This is a genomic window from Leyella stercorea DSM 18206, from assembly GCF_000235885.1.
Classification (GTDB): domain Bacteria; phylum Bacteroidota; class Bacteroidia; order Bacteroidales; family Bacteroidaceae; genus Prevotella; species Prevotella stercorea.
The window spans coordinates 16,503-36,433 of the sequence record NZ_JH379444.1; the positions used below are offsets into that span (position 1 = coordinate 16,503).

21 protein-coding genes and 1 pseudogene are annotated in these 19,931 nt (G+C 52.6%); all 22 read left to right on the top strand.

Annotated features, from left to right (window positions below; translation table 11 throughout):
• A pseudogene (locus tag HMPREF0673_RS14905) lies at positions 1 to 552 on the top strand (AAA family ATPase); the annotation flags it as partial.
• Positions 553 to 658: 106 nt separating this feature from the next.
• On the top strand, positions 659 to 1,546 hold the full coding sequence (locus HMPREF0673_RS08700; RefSeq protein ID WP_007901068.1) for a toprim domain-containing protein: 888 nt from the start codon (positions 659 to 661) through the stop codon (positions 1,544 to 1,546).
• Between the two features lie 234 nt (positions 1,547 to 1,780).
• Positions 1,781 to 2,233, top strand: a complete 453-nt coding sequence (locus HMPREF0673_RS08705; RefSeq protein WP_008640351.1) for a hypothetical protein — start codon at positions 1,781 to 1,783, stop codon at positions 2,231 to 2,233.
• A 1-nt stretch (position 2,234) separates the two neighbouring features.
• Complete coding sequence (locus tag HMPREF0673_RS08710; protein WP_004310187.1) at positions 2,235 to 2,558, top strand: DUF4134 domain-containing protein; 324 nt, start codon at positions 2,235 to 2,237, stop codon at positions 2,556 to 2,558.
• A 60-nt stretch (positions 2,559 to 2,618) separates the two neighbouring features.
• The gene (locus tag HMPREF0673_RS08715) at positions 2,619 to 2,996 is read left to right on the top strand and encodes a DUF4134 domain-containing protein (RefSeq protein ID WP_004322059.1); all 378 of its coding nucleotides are present in this window, start codon (positions 2,619 to 2,621) and stop codon (positions 2,994 to 2,996) included.
• Between the two features lie 11 nt (positions 2,997 to 3,007).
• On the top strand, positions 3,008 to 3,301 hold the full coding sequence (locus tag HMPREF0673_RS08720) for a hypothetical protein (protein ID WP_004310185.1): 294 nt from the start codon (positions 3,008 to 3,010) through the stop codon (positions 3,299 to 3,301).
• 111 nt (positions 3,302 to 3,412) lie between these two features.
• Entirely contained in the window at positions 3,413 to 6,118 is a 2,706-nt protein-coding gene (locus HMPREF0673_RS08725) for a TraG/VirB4 family ATPase (protein ID WP_007901073.1), read from the top strand.
• A gap of 5 nt (positions 6,119 to 6,123) precedes the next feature.
• A complete protein-coding gene (locus HMPREF0673_RS08730; RefSeq protein ID WP_007901075.1) occupies positions 6,124 to 6,759 on the top strand; it encodes a hypothetical protein in 636 nt (211 codons plus the stop codon).
• Between the two features lie 21 nt (positions 6,760 to 6,780).
• On the top strand, positions 6,781 to 9,324 hold the full coding sequence (locus HMPREF0673_RS08735) for a hypothetical protein (RefSeq protein WP_007901076.1): 2,544 nt from the start codon (positions 6,781 to 6,783) through the stop codon (positions 9,322 to 9,324).
• Positions 9,321 to 10,046 carry a hypothetical protein gene (locus HMPREF0673_RS08740; RefSeq protein WP_007901078.1) on the top strand — a complete coding sequence of 242 codons (726 nt, stop codon included), beginning with the start codon at positions 9,321 to 9,323 and terminating at the stop codon, positions 10,044 to 10,046. Before HMPREF0673_RS08735 ends, HMPREF0673_RS08740 begins: the two co-directional genes overlap by 4 nt.
• A 22-nt stretch (positions 10,047 to 10,068) precedes the next feature.
• Complete coding sequence (locus HMPREF0673_RS08745; RefSeq protein ID WP_007901079.1) at positions 10,069 to 10,833, top strand: DUF5045 domain-containing protein; 765 nt, start codon at positions 10,069 to 10,071, stop codon at positions 10,831 to 10,833.
• Between the two features lie 16 nt (positions 10,834 to 10,849).
• Entirely contained in the window at positions 10,850 to 11,986 is a 1,137-nt protein-coding gene (locus HMPREF0673_RS08750; RefSeq protein ID WP_007901081.1) for a hypothetical protein, read from the top strand.
• Between the two features lie 24 nt (positions 11,987 to 12,010).
• Positions 12,011 to 12,397, top strand: a complete 387-nt coding sequence (locus HMPREF0673_RS08755) for a hypothetical protein (RefSeq protein ID WP_007901083.1) — start codon at positions 12,011 to 12,013, stop codon at positions 12,395 to 12,397.
• 20 nt (positions 12,398 to 12,417) lie between these two features.
• Positions 12,418 to 13,032, top strand: a complete 615-nt coding sequence (gene traK / locus HMPREF0673_RS08760) for a conjugative transposon protein TraK (protein ID WP_007901084.1) — start codon at positions 12,418 to 12,420, stop codon at positions 13,030 to 13,032.
• Positions 13,033 to 13,044: 12 nt separating this feature from the next.
• Positions 13,045 to 13,461, top strand: coding sequence for a hypothetical protein (locus HMPREF0673_RS08765; RefSeq protein WP_007901086.1), 417 nt, complete (start codon positions 13,045 to 13,047; stop codon positions 13,459 to 13,461).
• Complete coding sequence (gene traM / locus HMPREF0673_RS08770) at positions 13,458 to 14,603, top strand: conjugative transposon protein TraM (protein ID WP_007901088.1); 1,146 nt, start codon at positions 13,458 to 13,460, stop codon at positions 14,601 to 14,603. The genes HMPREF0673_RS08765 and traM overlap by 4 nt, the downstream gene beginning before the upstream one ends.
• A gap of 12 nt (positions 14,604 to 14,615) precedes the next feature.
• Positions 14,616 to 14,996 (top strand): hypothetical protein, encoded by a 381-nt coding sequence (locus HMPREF0673_RS08775; protein ID WP_007901090.1) that lies wholly within the window; start codon positions 14,616 to 14,618, stop codon positions 14,994 to 14,996.
• A 41-nt stretch (positions 14,997 to 15,037) separates the two neighbouring features.
• Positions 15,038 to 15,868, top strand: a complete 831-nt coding sequence (gene traN, locus HMPREF0673_RS08780) for a conjugative transposon protein TraN (RefSeq protein ID WP_458692726.1) — start codon at positions 15,038 to 15,040, stop codon at positions 15,866 to 15,868.
• Positions 15,865 to 16,377, top strand: coding sequence for a hypothetical protein (locus HMPREF0673_RS08785; protein ID WP_007901094.1), 513 nt, complete (start codon positions 15,865 to 15,867; stop codon positions 16,375 to 16,377). Before traN ends, HMPREF0673_RS08785 begins: the two co-directional genes overlap by 4 nt.
• A gap of 24 nt (positions 16,378 to 16,401) precedes the next feature.
• Positions 16,402 to 17,058: an Lcl C-terminal domain-containing protein gene (locus HMPREF0673_RS08790; protein ID WP_007901096.1), complete on the top strand. Its 657-nt coding sequence runs from the start codon at positions 16,402 to 16,404 to the stop codon at positions 17,056 to 17,058.
• Between the two features lie 31 nt (positions 17,059 to 17,089).
• Complete coding sequence (locus HMPREF0673_RS08795; RefSeq protein WP_007901098.1) at positions 17,090 to 17,575, top strand: hypothetical protein; 486 nt, start codon at positions 17,090 to 17,092, stop codon at positions 17,573 to 17,575.
• 12 nt (positions 17,576 to 17,587) lie between these two features.
• A complete protein-coding gene (locus HMPREF0673_RS08800; protein WP_007901100.1) occupies positions 17,588 to 19,774 on the top strand; it encodes a type IV secretory system conjugative DNA transfer family protein in 2,187 nt (728 codons plus the stop codon).
• The last annotated feature ends 157 nt before the right edge of the window (positions 19,775 to 19,931 follow it).

Genomic DNA, 19,931 nt, shown 5'->3' on the forward strand with positions numbered 1-19,931 from the left:
ATGATGGAATGGTCATCAAAGTATGACCTGCATATCCACTGTGTGCTACATTTGAATAAAGGAGATAACAATGTGCGCGGGCATATCGGTACGGAAATGAGCAACAAGGCGGAGACTGTACTGGTCATCAGCAAAAACAACGATTGTCCCAACGTCAGCGAAGTTCATGCGTTACACATCCGTGAGAAAGAGTTTAAACCTTTTGCTTTCACTGTCAATGAGGGCGGGCTCCCGGTTCTCGCAGAAGGGCATTTGTTTGAGAATGCCCCACATCAGAAACCGAAACAGCGGACGGGTTTTATGGAACTAAGCATCGAACAGCACCGTGAAGCCCTTTCCGCTGCATTTGGAGACAAACCCATCCGTGGGTTTGAAAATATGCTGCAAGCCATGATGACTGCTTACGAGGCAATCGGGTTTAAGCGTGGGAGAAACGTAATGGTCAAACTGCTGCAATATCTGACTGACACCTTAAAACTGGTTATCAAACGAGATAAACTTTTTTATTATGACATGACACAGGCAGAAACCATGCTTTTCGATGAAGAATGAGAGCGGGCGCGGGCCTATATAATTCAGTTTAATTTAGTATTTATATATATAGGGGCGCAAACTAAACTAAACCGCTTTTGTACAAACAAGTGAAAAGAAATTTAATATGACCATAGACGAAGCAAAACGAGTGCGTATCGTGGACTTTTTGGCCCAGCTCGGCCACCGTGCGCAGTATATGAAATCAGAGCAATATTGGTATCTTTCGCCTCTCAGGAAAGAGGTGACGCCATCGTTCAAAGTCAATGACCGGCTGAATGAATGGTATGATTTTGGCGAGGCTACCGGAGGCGACCTTGTGGAACTGGGTAAGTACCTTTGCGGAACTAAAAGTGTGAGTGAAGCATTAGCATACATCAAACGGTATGTCAATGGTGTGTCGCTGCCGAGAACCCGGGCGTTGCCCGCAACCTCTCGACCAGTGGAAGCCGACATGAAGAATTTGATTATCGTGCCGCTGCGACACCACGCACTGCTCTCATATCTCCATTCACGTATGATTGATTCGGATATCGGACGAATGTTCTGCAAGGAAGTCCATTACGAACTGCGCCAGAGACGTTACTTTGCACTGGCCTTTGGCAATATATCCGGTGGATACGAGGTACGAAACCCTTATTACAAAGGATGTATCAAGAACAAGGACATTTCCTTGATACCCCAATCGCGTGGTGAGGCACAGAGCCGTGTCTGCCTATTTGAAGGATTCATGGACTTTCTGTCCTATCTAACCCTAAAACAGACGGACGATAGTGCCATTTGCATTAATGCCCCCTGTGACTACCTTGTTATGAACTCGGTCAGTAATCTGAAAAGGACATTGACGTATTTGCAAAAATACACGTATATTCACTGTTACCTTGACAATGACCTTGCCGGACAAAAGACAGTGGAAACCATAGCCGGGATGTATGGCAGATGCGTCTATAACGAATCAAACTGTTATGCCGGTTACAAAGACCTGAACGACTACTTACGTGGGAAGAAACAATGAACAACCCGCTCCCTAAGCCCTCCTTCATCACGGAGGGCTTTTTTTATATCCCGACTTTTCCTGTTTTCTTATCCAAAATCATATTTGAATATGATTTTGAAATATGATTTTTGGATTTTGAAAAAATATTATATTGAAACGATACGTTTTATAATCAATAATTTTATCTTTCAAATTATCCATTCTTATTTTGCACACACAACCAAATATAAAAATCATATTATACAAAAATATATGAAATCATATTTTATTTTCACCATTGTCCTGACGGTTGCCTATCTCGTCTATTATGCAGTTATCATCGTGCAGGACCTTTATGGAAAAAAAGGAAATGGCAAGCCGGAAGAAGAGGTATTTGACCTCGGTGCGCCAGAAGATGAACAGAGTGTGTACGTGACGGAGAGCGATACGGGATTCAATGTGGGTAATGAGAAATATGAAACAGATGTTGCCCCTACCGCTTCGCCTGCACCACAGGAGACGGAAACCGCAGACAATAATGGCGAGATAGCCGTGGCGGAGAAGCTAAAACGCCTGAAAGCCCAAGCGGAGGAACAGATGGAAGAAACCGAGACCTACCTGTCGGACGCATACACGGCAGACGAACTATACAAAGCAATGCTTGCCAAAGGAAAGACGGGCAACCGTCCGAAACTGGTATGGAAACCTCTCAAAGACCGATTGTAAAATGTCGAAAGCAAAAAAAATATTATGTGCACTGTGCTTTGTCCCTTATGCGGCATTCGCCAAAAGTGGCAGCGTAAACTACAGTTGGGGTGCAGACGCACTGGCAACGATGCACGACTTCGTGGTGACGATGATGCTGTACGTGCTGTACATCTGCTACGCTGTCGCCTCGGTTTTCGTAGTCGTTGCCGCGCTCCAGATCTATATCAAAATGAACACAGGCGAGGACGGCGTGGTGAAGTCTATCGTATCACTTGTCGGTGCGTGCCTCTTCATCATTGGAGCTTCAATCGTGTTCCCTGCTTTCTTCGGCTACCGCATATAGGTGGCTGATAGAAGTGTAAAATAAATTCAAAAACAAGAGTACCACAAAAATGTAATAAATATGTTTCAGAAATTTAAAAGAATGTGCCGAAAGGCAAAGAAAACTATCATGCAAGTTTCCACCAAAGTAAGAATGTTAATCATTGCCCTGTTGGGAGGCATACCTGCTATGGCTCAAAGTACGGCAGGCGATTACTCGGCCGGTACGACAGCTCTATCAACCGTAGCGGAGGAAATTGTGAAATACGTTCCTGTCATGGTCAAACTCTGCTATGCCATTGCTGGTGTCGTGGCCATCATCGGAGCCATTTCGGTGTATATCGCCATGAACAACGAGGAACAGGATGTCAAGAAGAAGATTATGATGGTAGTTGGGGCGTGCCTTTTCTTGATTGCGGCAGCCCAAGCATTACCTCTGTTCTTCGGAATTAACGCATAAACAGTCAAGAAATGATTAATGACGGACGTTATCCGGATTATCCGCTGTTCAAGGGGTTACAACGGCCTTTGGAGCTGATGGGATTACAAGGCCGCTACATCTATTGGGCGGCAGGCGTGGCTGGTGGAGCCATTGTGGGCTTTATCGCCGCCTACTGTCTTATGGGCTTTGTGGCCGGACTGGTCGTATTGGCAACTGTCTTATCTGCGGGAATCGTGCTTATCATCCTCAAACAGCGAAAAGGGCTGCACAGCAAAAATGTAAAACGTGGAGTGTATGTGTATGCCTATTCGCACAAAGTATGACTATAAGAAAAACCATCACGGCAATGTGTGTGGCTGATTGATTGTTGAACGCGGGCGGGTCCGCCTCCAGCCGAGGCAGACCTGCCCTGATTTAATTTAAAGACTATCATAATGACCCTATATGTAATCTTATTTTTTATCGCCCTATGCGCAGGCATGGCCGTATCGGTCTATGCGTTCGGCACAGGAGGCAAACGCAAGCGTATCTTCCAGGACATCTATTTTACGGTGGAAGAAACGGACGGCATAGGTGTGCTCTACACCAAGACGGGTGAATATTCAGCCGTCTTGAAGATCGAGAACCCGGTACAGAAGTATTCGGCGGACATCAACGGCTTCTATGACTTCACGCACCTGTTTTCGTCCCTGGCTCTGACGCTGGGTGAAGGATATGCCATCCACAAACAGGACATCTTCGTGAGGAAACGCTTCGAGCAGGAAACGGAGGGCAACCGGGAGTTTCTCTCGGAATCCTACTTCCGCTACTTCAAGGGACGGCCCTACACGGACAGCCTCTGCTACCTGACTATCACGCAAGAAGCGAAGAAAAGCCGCCTGTTCTCCTTCGACAACAGGAAATGGCGCGACTTCCTCGTGAAAGTCCGCAAGGTACACGATCAGTTGCGTGACAGCGGTGTACAGGCCAGGTTCCTGAACAAGACCGAAGCGAGCGAATATGTGGACCGCTACTTTGCCATGAACTTCAAGGACCGGACGGTTTCCATGAGCAACTTCAAGGCCGACGAGGAAACGGTGTCAATGGGCGACAAACGCTGCAAGGTGTACAGTCTGGTGGATGTGGACTGTGCCACACTGCCTTCACTGATACGCCCCTACACCAACATTGAAGTGAACAATGCAGAGATGCCGGTGGATCTCGTATCGGTAGTGGACAATATCCCGAATGCCGAGACAGTGGTATACAACCAGATTGTGTTCCTGCCCAATCAGAAGCGGGAACTGTCGCTGCTCGACAAGAAGAAGAACCGCCATGCGAGCATACCGAATCCCGGCAACAAGATGGCTGTGGATGACATCAAGCGTGTACAGGAGGTGATTGCCAGGGAGAGTCGGCAGCTGGTGTACACGCATTTCAACCTGGTGGTGGGCGTGCCTGCCGGAACGGACCTGCAGAAATGCACCAACCATCTGGAGAACGCTTTCGGACGCATGGGCATCCACATCAGCAAGCGTGCATACAACCAACTGGAGCTGTTCGTGAGTTCGTTTCCAGGCAACTGTTACAGCCTGAGCGAGGAATACGACCGGTTCCTGACACTCTCCGATGCGGCCATGTGCCTGATGTACAAGGAACGGGTGCTGCACAGCGAGGACACTCCGCTGAAAATCTATTATACCGACCGCCAGGGCGTGCCTGTGGCCATCGACATCACGGGAAAAGAGGGGAAACAGAAAATGACGGACAACTCGAACTTCTTCTGTCTCGGACCTTCCGGCAGCGGGAAGTCATTCCACATGAACAGTGTGGTCAGACAGCTGCATGAACAGGGAACGGATGTGGTGATGGTGGACACGGGAAACTCCTATGAGGGACTTTGCGAATACCTCGGTGGGAAATACATCAGCTACACCGAGGAAAAACCCATCACCATGAACCCTTTCCGCATCCGCCGGGAAGAGATGAACGTGGAGAAGACAGGGTTCCTGAAGAACCTGGTCCTGCTCATCTGGAAAGGGGCGCAGGGTACGGTCACGCAAACGGAAGACCGGCTGGTGGAACATGTCATCACGGATTACTACGATGCCTATTTCAACGGTTTCGAAGGCTTTACTCCCCGGCAACGGGAAGACCTTCGCCAGAGCCTTTTCATCGACGAGCGCAACAGCAAGGAACACGAGAAGGAAAGCGAACAGGAACGGGCCGTCCGCATAGAGGGCATCATCAACAAGATTGAGAGCCGCCGCAAGAAACTGAAGGTGAAGGAGCTGTCATTCAACTCATTCTATGAATATTCGGTGCAGCGGCTTCCCGACATCTGTGAGGAAAACCGCATCACGGACATCGAACTGGCGACCTACCGCTATATGATGAAAGACTTCTACCGGGGCGGCAACCACGAGAAGACGCTGAACGAGAACATGGACAGCTCGCTGTTCGACGAGGCCTTTGTCGTCTTTGAAATCGACAGTATAAAAGATGATCCGCTGCTTTTCCCGCTGGTCACACTCATCATCATGGATGTGTTCCTGCAGAAAATGCGTATCAAGAAGAACCGCAAAGTGCTGGTCATCGAAGAGGCATGGAAAGCCATCGCTTCACCGCTGATGGCCGAATACATCAAGTTCATGTACAAGACGGCCAGAAAATTTTGGGCATCGGTCGGTGTCGTCACCCAGGAGATACAGGACATCATCGGCTCGGAAATCGTGAAGGAAGCCATCATCAACAACTCGGACGTGGTCATGCTGCTCGACCAGAGCAAATTCAAGGAACGCTTTGACACCATCAAGGCGATTCTCGGACTGACAGACGTGGACTGCAAGAAGATATTCACCATCAACCGCCTGGAGAACAAGGAGGGGCGCAGTTTCTTCCGCGAGGTGTTTATCCGCCGGGGGACGACCAGCGGTGTGTACGGTGTGGAGGAACCGCGGGAATGCTATATGACCTACACCACCGAGCGGTCGGAAAAGGAAGCCCTGAAACTCTACAAGAAAGAGCTGCAATGCAGTCACCAGAAGGCTATCGAAGCCTACTGTCGGGACTGGAACGCCAGCGGCATTGACAAGTCCCTGCCTTTCGCCCGGAAGGTCAACGAGGCGGGACGGGTATTGAACTTAACGACAAAATCATAGCCATCATGAAAAAAGAAAGGATTCTGATTGACCTGTCTCTCGGTTTCGGCCTGGCTGAAATGGGATTCGAAAGCTGCCTGACAAGGGAGGATGTCAGCATTGACCATCCGGAACTCAACCGCCTCACCATCCGTGATTTCTGTATGCTGTCCAGGGAACGGCTGCTCTCGGACTACGGTCTGGCTCCGGAAAAGGTATCGGCCGTCGAACGGCTGCTGGCGCAGTATTCACTCCGGCTGGGTATGCCGGAAGCTGAACTCGATGCATACCTGGACCGGTATTACAGAGACAACCCCAGAGAAAAGGAGTTCTACGACCTGTGCGACAGCATGAACCGCAGGCCGTTCTTCGACGAAGAGCGATTCCGTGAGGAACTGAGAAGGGAACTGAATAGCAGCCCGCTGAGCGGCAACAGGCTGAACGATCTGGGATGGCAACGCTACCACACCATACGTGAGGCCTATCTGGGCCAGCCCTGGTACATGAGATGGTTCTGTTCCTCCAAGACACGGATGAGAAGAGCCATCGGAGATGCCTATGCCATTCATGAGATGTTCTGCCGGCTGGTGACGGAAAACTGCCTTGAAACCGAACGGTGGCATTTCGAGCAGAGGGGAATGAACAAGATAACAGAGAGATAAAAAGATAAGAGAGATAAAAAGATGATGAAACGACTGTCGTTTGTCCTGATCGTACTTGCGCTCACTTTCGTGCAGCGTATCCATGCCCAGTACTACAGCGTGAACTATGACGCGCGTACCGTAGCGGCCATGGCTGCCGCCTTCGGTACGGAGGCCTTGGCCGAAAGCTACTACCGGGAGCAGGTCGATGACATCCTAAAGCACTACACGGCAGCGGAGGTGGCAGCAGCGGGAATCTTTGCATCCAAATTCTTGGAGCACAAGGCCCTGTCTGACCTCGGCATCTGGAGCAGCAGTACGGAGAATTACTACTACCGGCGCATCTATCACATGGTGGCGGAGAAGATCATGCCCAAAATCTGGGTAGTGGCCAAACTGATGCTGCGCTCACCACAGACCGCCATCCATTGGGGCAGCTACCTGGTGAAAGTCTGTGACGATACCAAGAACCTGTGCATGCAATTCGAGAGCATCGTGACCAACAGTTCGCTGAGCTTCAAGGACATCGCCTTTCTGGAAATCAACCGGGAGGTGGCCGCCCTGCTGAACCTCTCAGAGCTGGGAGGCATCCGGTGGGAACAGCTGATGGACAACCTGGCCCGCGTGCCGGAGAACTTCACCAAGGAGCACCTGGCAGGTGATCTTGACAAGCTGTATGAAATGGGTGTGGGACTGGCTACCTCCGGGGTGGAAAACCTCGGAGACGCCCTGCTGCAAACCAGCGCGTTCCACAACCTGATAGGCGGAAAAATCAGCGAGATAGGCAATCTGTACGATCACTACGGAGACCTGTTCGAACAGGCGGAAAACGGTGTGGGCAATCTGCTGCTGGATATGGTGGGCGGTGCGGACAACGTGGCCGGACTGTTCGACTTCGGCAACTATGACCTCACGTCCTGGATGACGGATTACCTGGACGAAGGGATGGGAAACTACTACACGCAACGGTGGTACATCGCCCGGCGCGAACAGGGAAGCGTTGCGCTGTGCGACTACTATCCGCCGACGGACGACAACAGCATCCTGAACGGAAGTGCCTGGACCCGCTTCCAGACGGGTGACGCGAACTTCTACCCCAACGCCTCGCAACGGGAACAGGCCCTTGCCAACTCGGAACGCCATGCCGGATGGTCGAGAAGCCGGGTGCAGCAGCTCAACGGCAGCAACGACGGAAACACCTACAGCATCAGCTATTGGATGCACTCCTACATCATCAAGAAAGGCAAGAAGCAGACGAAAAAGGCGTACGCCTACGAAATACACGTGACCCAAAGCTGGAACCGTGAAACCGTGGTGTATGAAGAAGTGTTCGATTCGTACTCGATGGATCTGAACACTTTCAAGGCACAGCTGAACGCGCGTCTCTCGGAGTTCAACGACAACGAGGAGGGCTACGTGTACTACATCGCATCCGATGGCCGGAACTACTATCAGGCAACGGACGCAGGGAAGCTGCAGGGATGTGAGAGCGTCACCATCAGTGTGACCTGTTCGGACGGAGCCACCTTGGGACAAGGCTCGACACAGTACAAGTGCCGCAAGTGCGGAAGCTCACTGAACACCCATTCAAAAGAATGTGTCATGCAGACCACCGTCACGGAGAACGAGCTGGACTTCTCGGAACTCGACGCCCTGATACAGGAGGCGGACAGCCGGGTGTCCGCGCTGGAATCGCAGGTCGCCACCCTGGAACGAGAGAACGAAGACCTGCTGAAGAAAATCGCCGGGGCGAGCGTGGAGGATGCCGCCAGATACCGCCAGCAGTACAATGCCAACCGGAAACGGATAGAGGAACTGGAAAGCGAACTGGCAGCATGGCGGAAAAAGCAGCAGGACTACAAGGCTGCCCGGGAGGAAGCGGCCGGTGACAACAGCGTGCCGACCGATGACTACTACCGTCTGCCGGCCATCATGCAGGACTGCAGGGCGGCCTACAGCCTCACGTGGAAAGACGGCGGGACCTGGAACGGCTATACGTTCGTCCGCAAGGCGACCATGCCGAACATCAACGGTGAAATCACGTTCAGCGCGACTCTCTCGATCGCCCGCAAACCGAAGTACTTCCTCGGTATCAAGATACACAGGGCCATCATCCAGATAAGCTGGGAACTGACCTCGTCGTACACGGACACGCATGTCGCCGACGTGCTGACGCTCGATGCAAGTCTGTCGGACGAGGAAAAGACGCGAATGGTGAACGATCGCATTTCGGAAATAGCCCGGGAGCATCCCGACTGTAAAATCACGACGGAATATGCCCGTAACGAGCCGATGGAAGAGGAACCTGCCGGTGACGTGTACCACCTGCTTTGGTCAAGCGACCGCCTGGAAATCGCCCGGGAGGTGGACAGCCGTATCACAAAGATATATGCTGATCTTGTATCGCTGGAAAAGATGATGCACTACAAGCGGAGCATCATCGACGTGCTGAAGGACGTGCTGCCGGAACTTGACACGGACGAGGGACGCAGGCTCACGCTCGTGGAAGAATGCCATGACCGGTGGGTGGAGAACGCACGGGCATCCCGTAGCGGACGAAGCGGAAGAAAGGAGGTACAGCCATGAAACGCATACTGCTGGCCGCCCTGATGCTGCTCGCCCTGCTGTCCGGTAAGCTCCGGGCACAGGTGACCTTCGACATCGTATCGGTGGAAGCCTACATCCATGACCACAAAAAGCAGCGCAGCCTGCTGCTTGCCCGCAGCACGCTGGAGTACAGCAACAAATTGCTGCATGAATACAGCCGTGAAGAAGTGGGCGGCTACAAGGAGCTGAATGTCGATCTCGACCACTACACCCGTGCCTTTGACGTCATCGACGTGATGTACCAGTCCCTGCGCACGGTACTGAACGTGAAGGACACCTACCGGACGGTAAGTGACCGTATCGGTGACTACAAGACCATGCTGGAAACCTTTCACGAGAAAGTGCTGAAACGCGGGAAAGCGGAAGCGTCGGACCTGCTGATCATCACCGTCAACGAAAAGGCGATACGGAACATCGCCCGTGAAGGCGAACACCTCTACAAATCGGTGAGCGACCTCGTGCTGTATGCCACGGGAGCGGCAGCCTGCTCGACCAATGACCTGCTGATGGTGCTGGAGAACGTGAACCGGTCTCTGGACAGTATCGAACGGCATCTGAACCGGGCCTACATGGAGACATGGCGTTACATACAGGTCCGCATCGGCTATTGGAAAGCGAAGATTTACCGGGAACGTACCAAACGCGAAATTGTCGAAGGGGCTTTCGGGCGGTGGCGCGGTGCAGGACGACTGGATTATTAACGAACGATAAAAGGGAAAAGAAATGAAACGAACATTGCTACTGATGACGACCGCCCTGCTTGCCGCAGCCACGGTCAGGGCGCAGTCCGTGACCTACAACCACGATGCACCGAAACGGAACCAGATTACGGTGATGGAAACGGGTACGGGCGCACTCACGCCTGAATTTTACTACACGCTGCTGCACCGTAAGTACAAGAAATCGGCAGCTGCCAAAAACAAGCTGTCGTTCCGCACACTGGCCGGGGTGAACCTCTACAACCAGACGGATGAAGCAGAGGAAATAGACTCGGCACTGGTGAGCCGGGCGAAAATCGAGGCCCTGAATGTGGCCGACCGCCAGATAGACCTGGCATGGCTGGCCGAGGGTGACAAGGTCAAAGGACAGATGGACAGGCTCGAACGAAATATCGACCGTATCATTCCCTCCGGCGGCACACCGGAAGACCGGGCGCGGTGGACGGAATACTACCGCATCTACCAGTGTGCACTCACGGCAACCCGCGAGGCCTATATGCCCAATGCGCAGCGGAAGAAGGAATACCTGCGCATCTACGAGGATGTGGCAAAGCAGAACGAGATTCTCATCGGCTACCTTGCCCGGAGACGGAATGCAACCCGGACAGAAACCCTGCTGAATGCCACTGCCGGACGCACCCTGGACAAGGGAAGCATCGTCCGTGATGCAGTGAGCAGGTGGAACGAATCGCGCTTTGCCGCATCCGGATCGCAGTCCGGAGGAAACAGTGACACCGGTGAGGGAGACGAAACGGTAAACAGAAACTAAAAAAACGAACATACTTATGGCAGATGGAAATATACTCTCGGATTTCGGCATCAACATCCTGGAAGAAGAGATAGACGACGTGATTTTTCAGACCAACGAGTTCCTGACCGATGCGACCTTCACCGGCTCGCAGGGACCGTTCTGGTGGATCCTGCAGATGTGCATGGCACTGGCCGCCCTGTTCGCCATCGTGATGGCAGCGGGCATGGCCTACAAGATGATGGTGAAGCACGAGCCGCTGGACGTGATGAAACTGTTCCGCCCGCTGGCCGTCTCCATCATCCTCTGCTGGTGGTATCCGCCGGCAGATACCGGCATGGCAGGCAGCGGAAACAGCTGGTGCTTCCTGGACTTCCTGTCCTACATACCGAACTGTATCGGCTCGTACACACATGACCTCTACGAAGCGGAAGCCACCCAGATAGCGGACAAGTTCGAGGAGGTGCAACAGCTCATCCATGTGCGCGACACGATGTACAACAGCCTGCAGGCACAGGCGGATGTAGCCCACACAGGGACATCCGACCCCAATCTGATAGAGGCCACCATGGAGCAGACGGGCGTGGACGAGGTAACGAAAATGGAGAAAGACGCGGCCGAACTGTGGTTTACCTCGCTGACGGCAGGTGTCATCGTGGGCATCGACAAGATCATCATGCTCATCGCCCTGATCGTCTATCGCATTGGCTGGTGGCAAACCATTTACTGCCAGCAGATCCTGCTGGGCATGCTGACGATATTCGGTCCGATACAATGGGCGTTCTCGCTGTTGCCCAAGTGGGAAGGTGCATGGGCGAAGTGGCTTATCCGGTACCTGACTGTGCATTTCTACGGGGCGATGCTCTACTTCGTAGGATTTTACGTGTTACTGCTGTTCGACATCGTGCTCTGCATACAGGTGGAAAACCTGACGGCTATCACGGCCAGCGAGCAGACGATGGCTGCCTACCTGCAGAACAGCTTCTTCTCGGCAGGCTACCTGATGGCGGCAAGCATCGTAGCTCTGAAGTGCCTGAACCTGGTGCCGGATCTGGCAGCGTGGATGATTCCGGAAGGCGACACGGCCTTCTCGACCCGAAACTTCGGCGAGGGTGTGGCACAGCAGGCCAAGATGACGGCAATGGGCGGCATCGGAACCATGATGAGAGGATGACAAACCTTATAAAAAGATAGAACGATGAAAACAAGCAAGAAACTGAAGAAATGGTACAGGGACGAACAGTTCGTCCGCTACATGCACAAGCGTGTCAACGAAGAAATGCGGCGTGCCGCAAACCAGCAGCTCACTGCGGAATACCGGGTGCTGGACGACGGCTTTGACCGGGACAAACGGTATATCGCCCCGCTAACTAACTACCTGACCTACCGCCTGCAGCTGGCCAGGCTGCAGAAAAAAGTCCGGAAACGAAGACGCGGCATCTGGTGGGTGTTCATCCGGGTAATCGTACTGGGAATCTACACGGAGCACTTCCCACGGGAGTTCGAGAAGCTCCGGCAAGACCTACTGGAGGATATCATGCCGATGCTGCATGAGGAATACCTGAAATGGAGAAACAATCAGTAAACAATCAAATATAGAGAAATATGGTTATCAAGCATTTGGAGAACAAAATCCGGCTGGTGGGCATCATCTGCACGGCCTTCCTTGTGGGATGCGTCATCATCAGCGTGTCGAGCATATGGACTGCCCGCACGATGGTGACGGACGCACAGAAAAAAGTGTATGTGCTGGACGGCAACGTGCCCATCCTCGTGAACCGGACGACCATGGAGGAAACCCTGGACGTGGAAGCCAAGAGCCATGTGGAGAGGTTCCACCACTATTTCTTCACGCTGGCACCGGATGACAAGTACATCCGCTACACGATGGAGAAAGCGATGTACCTGGTCGATGAGACGGGACTGGCACAATACAACACCCTGAAAGAAAAAGGGTTCTACTCGAACATCCTGGGTACGAGTGCGGTATTCTCAATCTTCTGCGACAGCATCGCCTTTGACAAGAAGAGCATGGAGTTCACCTACTACGGACGGCAGCGTATCGAACGCAGGAGCAACATCCTGATGCGCGAGCTGGTTACGGCAGGACAGCTCAAACGGGTGCCGAGGACGGACAACAATCCGCACGGACTGCTGATTGTCAACTGGCGTACGCTGCTGAACAAGGACATCGAACAGAAGGCCAAGAGCAACTACTAAACCAACGAACATATGAATGTCAAAGGATTCAGGCGGATGCTGTTCGGAGAGAAGATGCCGGACAAGAACCATCCGCAATACAAGGAACGCTATGAGCGTGACGTGGATGCCGGGCGCAGGTTCGCCAGGGCGACACGCATCGACCGGGCTGCAGCCAGGGTGCAGGGTTTCGCCGACGCACACCGGACGCTGTTTCTGGTCATCGTCTTCACTTTCGTCATCGGGGCCTTTGCCTGGAACACCTACCGCCTGGTAGCGGTGTACCGCCACAGTCCGGCGGGACGCACGGCAACGGAGGTGCAGGATTCGGTGCTGAGGGAACGGCACAGGCTGCATCAGGAGGGTAAGAGACAGGAACATACAAACGGAATAACCGGACAACCGGATAATGCAAGAGATAATCATCCATCAATCAAAGACATGCAATGAAGAATCTATTGGAGAAAATCAACTGGAGACAGCCGAAGTACATGCTTCCTGCCATCCTTTACTTCCCCCTGCTCGGCGCGTCCTATTTTATCTTCGACCTGTTCCACACGGAAACCCTGGAGATAAAGGACAAGACGATGCAGACAACGGAATTTCTGAATCCCGAACTGCCGGGAGCGCAGATTAAGGACGACGGCATAGGCAGCAAGTACGAGAATATGGCAAAATCGTGGGGCAAGATACAGGACTACTCCGCAGTGGACAACATCGACCGGGACGAATCCGGCAAGAAGAAGGAGGAATATGAATCGAAATACACGCAGGACGACCTCGACCTGCTCACGGAACAGGAACAGGAGAAGGCTGCGGCGGCTGAGATTGCCTCGGCCAAGGCACGGGAACAGGAAGCCCTCGCCGAACTGGAAAAAGCCCTTGCCGAAGCAAGGCTGAAAGGACAAAACGCAGTTCAGCCACCGGCAGAGACCGAGACCGCCGACACTGTTCCGCCCCGGGCAACGGAAGTATCAGGAACCATCGACGAAGAGAAGCGGGCGGTGAAGACACCGTCCAACGATGCACCGACCAACGAGGTGGTGCGCAAGGTGAAGACCGCTTCAGATTACTTCAACACGCTGGCGAAGGATGCCCGTGAGCCGAAGCTCATACAGGCCATCATTGACGAGAACATCAAGGCGGTGGACGGCTCGCGCGTAAGGCTGCGCCTGCTCGATGACGTGGAAATCGGAAAATACGTGGTAAAACGGGGAACCTACCTTTACGCCATGGTAAGCGGTTTTTCGTCAGGCCGGGTGAAAGGCAGCATCAGCAGCATCCTGGTGGATGACGAACTGATGAAGGTTAGCCTGTCCATCTACGACACCGACGGCATGGAAGGACTGTATGTACCCAACAGCCAGTTCCGGGAAACGAGCAAGGATGTGGCGAGCAGTGCCATGTCGGGCAATATGAACATGGGAATGGGAAGCACGGGAAGCAGCCTTGCCCAATGGGGCATGCAGGCGGTGACCAATGCCTACCAGAAGACAAGCAACGCCATCAGCAAGGCCATCAAGAAGAACAAGGTCAAGCTGAAATACGGGACGTTCGTATATCTGGTGAACGGACAGGAGAAGAAAAACTAAGATGCAGGTACCATGGAAAAGGATTTGTCAAACCTTCATCTGGGAACGGATGGACTGTACTATGAGGACTATGTCGCTCCCGAAGAGCCGGGAACATTCACCGGAAAGCTTGTAAGCAGGCAATGGTGGCACCACGGCAGCCGCTTTGCCCTGATATGCAATTTCCTGACAGGGAACGGACAAAGGATTGCCCTGTTCGCCTTTCAGAAGGAGACCGGTTTCTACGGACCGAGATACGGGGAAGTCAACTTCAAGACAGCGGAGATAGACACCTGGTGGGAATGCGAGGTCCGGATGACCCGGACAGGACGCTGCACATGGATATGCGCCCAAAGGACTGACGGGCAGGAAGCCCCAGAAAGAGAAAAGGGAAAAGAAGAAACAAACGAATAACTATAATCAACGACATGGATATGAATTGGAAGAAAATCGTAATGGCATTTCTTCTGGCGGCGGGATTGCCGGCTGCACAGAACGCACTGGCGCAGACAACCTATGAAGAAATGGAACAGCTGACGGTGAACGAACAGGTAACGACCGTCATCACGGCATCGGAACCGGTGCGTTTCGTGGACATCTCCACCGACAAGGTAGCAGGTGACCAGCCTATCGACAACGTCATCCGCCTGAAGCCCAAGGAAGCAGGACATGAGGACGGCGAAGTGCTTGCCATCGTCACCATCGTGACGGAACGCTACCGCTCGCAGTATGCCCTGATCTACACGACCCGGATGAAGGAGGCGGTGACGGACAAGGAAATCCAGCTGCAGGAACGCAACGCCTTCAACAATCCGGCAGTGACAATGTCCACCGCCGATATGACGAGCTATGCACGGCGCATCTGGAACTCGCCTGCGAAAATCCGCAATGTGGCCACCAAAGCGCACCGCATGGTAATGCGCCTGAACAACATCTACTCGGTGGGCAACTATTTCTTCATCGACTTCTCCATCGAGAACAAGACGAACATCCGTTTTGACATCGACGAGATACGGGTGAAGCTGACTGACAAGAAGCTTGCCAAGGCCACCAACGCACAGACCATCGAGCTGACACCCACGCTGGTGCTGGAACCGGGCAAGACGTTCAGACACGGATACCGGAACGTACTGGTCGTGAAGAAGCTGACCTTCCCGAACAACAAACTGCTGACCATCGAAATGACGGAACGGCAAATCAGCGGCCGTAACATCAGCCTGAACATCGACTATGAGGATGTACTGGCGGCAGATTCGTTCCACGCAGATCTATTGGAGGAGGAATGACCATGAAAAAGACGATTATCCTGATACTGGCCTGTGTGTGCATCGCTGCCAGTGCGAGCGCACAGCGAGGCAGCGGACGCCTCTCGCTCGGTGTGGGGCTGCTCTACAAGAACGGCATGGATGCGACACTTGCCTACGAACACGAGATCAACTACCGTCATGCGTGGGAATTTTTCGCCAACGGCTACCTGCAATGGGCCCAATGCGCCTCGTGCAAACATATCTGCCCGGATTCATTCTGGCGCAACTATCGCACCTACGGCTTCGGTGTGGCCTACAAGCCCTGTGTCACCCGGGGACGCAACCACTACGGCAGCCTGCGCATCGGTGCTTCGGCAGGGAGCGACACCCGGAAGTTTCTCGGCGGTCTGCATTTCGGCTACGAACACAACTATGCGCTGCGAGCCGGATGGACAATCTACTGGCAGGTAAAGAGCGATGTGATGATAAAAGGTGCGGACGTACTGCGGGCAGGTGTCGTGCTGGGTGTGAAACTGCCTGTGAAATAAGGGAACATAAAAAACGGAAACTATATGATACGAAAATTACAATGGGTGGCAGCGGCAACAATAGCTCTGTTGTGTGCTGCCTGTGATGCGCATTTCGATGTGCCTGATACGGCCATACAGCCGGGGCATGTCCTCTGTACAGACGGAACAGTGCTGTCCTATACAGCGTATGAGCAATCGGGCAAGAGAGCGATAGCGGTCCTGTTCGATGCCGGACAGCGGGAAGATGCGGAAGGGTACGGCTATGCGGTTTACCTCTGGGACATTGAACCGCTGGCCTTTGCCGACAGTCTCGGCGTTGACCAGGGCACCTCTGCCAATCCCATAGCTTTTGATGGGAATGCCAATACATCCAAGCTGTTTGAGGCAAAGGAAACGGCATCACCGATGGCGGAAGCGGTTTTCAGCATGTGGTGGTATGGTCAGAGTGCCTATATACCCTCGGTAGCTGAAATGCGGGTACTATACGGCAACCTGGAAAAGGTGAATCCCATTATTGAGCGTTGTGGCGGCCAGCCCTTGCCGGTGGATAAAGAAACCTGCTGGTACTGGACCTCCACGGAAGTGGCCGGACAGGAAAAAGTCAAGGCCTGGCTCTACTCTCTGGGCAGCGGCACGATGCACGAGACCCCGAAAATTCAGGCGCACCGGGTGCGTCCGATTATTTCATTGAACAAGTAAACCTATCAACGAACCATTAAACAGTAAACTTATGAAGATGAACGGAATTGAAGATTTTATGACACCGCAGTGTATGGATATAGCGCAGCCGAACCATGGGTTCTTCGGGTATCTGCTGAGATGCAAATGCCTTTCACAGGAAGATGTCTCGGGAGATTTCATATTCATTGATGACGGAACCGACTGTTTCGTGAGATTCCCCTCCGTAAAGAGCCACAGGGAGAAAATCCGGACGGAATGGAATGCCCGCACCGGCCGTTACCATGATTTCTTCCAAGGAATGCTCTTCTACGTCAATGAAGACAGGATAGAAGACTTTGCCGATTTCATGACTGACAGTCCGGACGAGGAAATAAGACAGTTCCTGCAACGCTTCATGACAGAGGTACGTGCCGCAGTCCAAACCGACATCCCGGGAATAGAACCGCTCTATGCGGTGTCGCATATCGGTCAGCTTGCCAATGACGGTGGCATGCAGTGGCCTCACATCCATATCCTGTGGGGTATCAAAAAATAACAGATTAAAGCCATGGAAGAAAGTAAGGAATTGCAAGGATTCTACAGGATATTCCGTACGGTGGTGTATGTATCCGTACTGCTGGAGTTCTTTGAATATGCCATTGACCCGGCAGTGCTCGACCATTGGGGCGGCATATTGACGGATATCCACGGACGCATCAAGCAGTGGGTCATCTACCGGGACGGGAACCTGGTGTACAGCAAGATTGTGACGGTGGTGCTCATCTGCATCACCTGTGTCGGTACACGGAACAAGAAACACCTGGAGTTCAACGCACGCAGACAGGTAGTATATCCGTTGACAGGCGGACTGCTGGTGCTGGTACTCTCCGTTTGGTTGTTCGGACATAAGCTGGAACCGAGGCTCTACACCCTGCCGCTGAATATCGTTCTCTATATGGCGGCCTCCATCGTAGGTGTAGTATTGGTGCATGTAGCCCTGGACAACATCTCGAAATTCATCAAGGACGGACTGATGAAGGACCGCTTTAACTTCGAGAACGAAAGTTTCGAACAATGCGAAGAGAAGATAGAGAACGAATACAGTGTGAACATCCCCATGCGGTACTATTACAAAGGAAAGTTCAGGAAGGGATGGATCTCTATCAGCAACTGCTTCAGAGGTACCTGGGTAGTCGGTACACCGGGTTCCGGTAAGACGTTCAGTATCATCGAACCGTTCATCCGGCAGCACTCGGCCAAGGGCTTTGCGATGGTTGTCTATGATTACAAATTTCCGACATTGGCGACCAAGCTGTACTACCACTACAAGAAGAACGAGAAACTGGGTAAAGTGCCTAAAGGATGCAAGTTTAATATGATAAATTTTGTTGACGTAGAGTATAGTCGCCGGGTAAATCCAATCCAGGCCAAGTACATCAACAACCTCGCCGCTGCCAGTGAAACAGCGGAAACGCTGCTGGAGTCCCTGCAGAAGGGAAAGAAAGAGGGTGGCGGCGGAAGCGACCAGTTCTTCCAGACCTCGGCCGTGAACTTTCTTGCCGCCTGCATCTACTTCTTCGTGAACTATGAGAAAGAACCGTATGCGGCCGACGGCACTCTGCTGTATGCGGAGAGACGGCAGGACCCGCAGACGAAATTCTGGAAACCGACAGGTATCGTGCGTGACAAGGAGGGTGGCAACATCGTAGAACCTGCCTACTGGTTGGGAAAATACTCGGACATGCCGCATATCCTGTCGTTCCTGAACGAAAGCTACCAGACCATCTTCGAGGTACTGGAAACAGACAATGAGGTAGCTCCGCTACTCGGCCCGTTTCAGACGGCCTTCAAGAACAAGGCGATGGAGCAGCTGGAGGGTATGATCGGTACGCTGCGTGTCTATACCTCGCGACTGGCAACCAAGGAAAGCTATTGGATATTCCACCGTGACGGGGATGACTTCGACCTGAAAGTGAGCGATCCGAAGAATCCAAGCTATCTGCTGATAGCAAACGACCCCGAAATGGAGAGTATTATCGGTGCGTTGAATGCGTTGATATTGAACCGACTGGTTACACGAGTGAATACCGGGCAGGGCAAGAATATCCCCGTGAGCATCATCGTGGACGAGTTGCCGACCTTGTACTTCCACAAGATAGACCGCCTGATCGGTACGGCCCGAAGCAACAAGGTGAGCGTGACGCTCGGCTTTCAGGAACTGCCGCAGCTGGAGGCCGACTATGGCAAGGTAGGTATGCAGAAAATCATCACAACGGTGGGCAATGTGGTGAGCGGCTCGGCCCGCGCGAAAGAGACACTGGAATGGCTGTCGAACGACATCTTCGGCAAGGTGGTGCAGATCAAAAAGGGCGTGACCATCGACCGGGACAAGACGAGCATCAATCTCAACGAAAACATGGACAGCCTGGTGCCTGCCTCGAAGATTTCGGACATGGCCACCGGCTGGATATGCGGTCAGACGGCACGCGACTTCGTAAAGACGAAAACCGGTGCCGGAGGTTCGATGAACATCCAGGAATCGGAAGAGTTCAAGACCACGAAGTTCTTCTGCAAGACGGATTTTGACATGAATGAGATAAAGAAAGAGGAAGCAGCGTATGTACCGCTGCCCAAGTTCTACACGTTCAAGTCGAGAGAGGAACGCGAACGCATCCTGTACAAGAATTTCGTACAGGTGGGGCAAGACGTGAAGGAGATGATAAAAGATGTACAGAACAAGCGTAACGCCCGATAAATGTCGGATTCTGAAATGAGGGATAAAAAGTAAAACGCCTGCCAATGACTTCGGAGTTATTGCAGGTGTTTTTTATAACACATATTCCCACAGAGCTGATTTTGTTGTTCAATCCTATAAAAAAAGTATATTATATCGAAATAAAACCGACTTGATT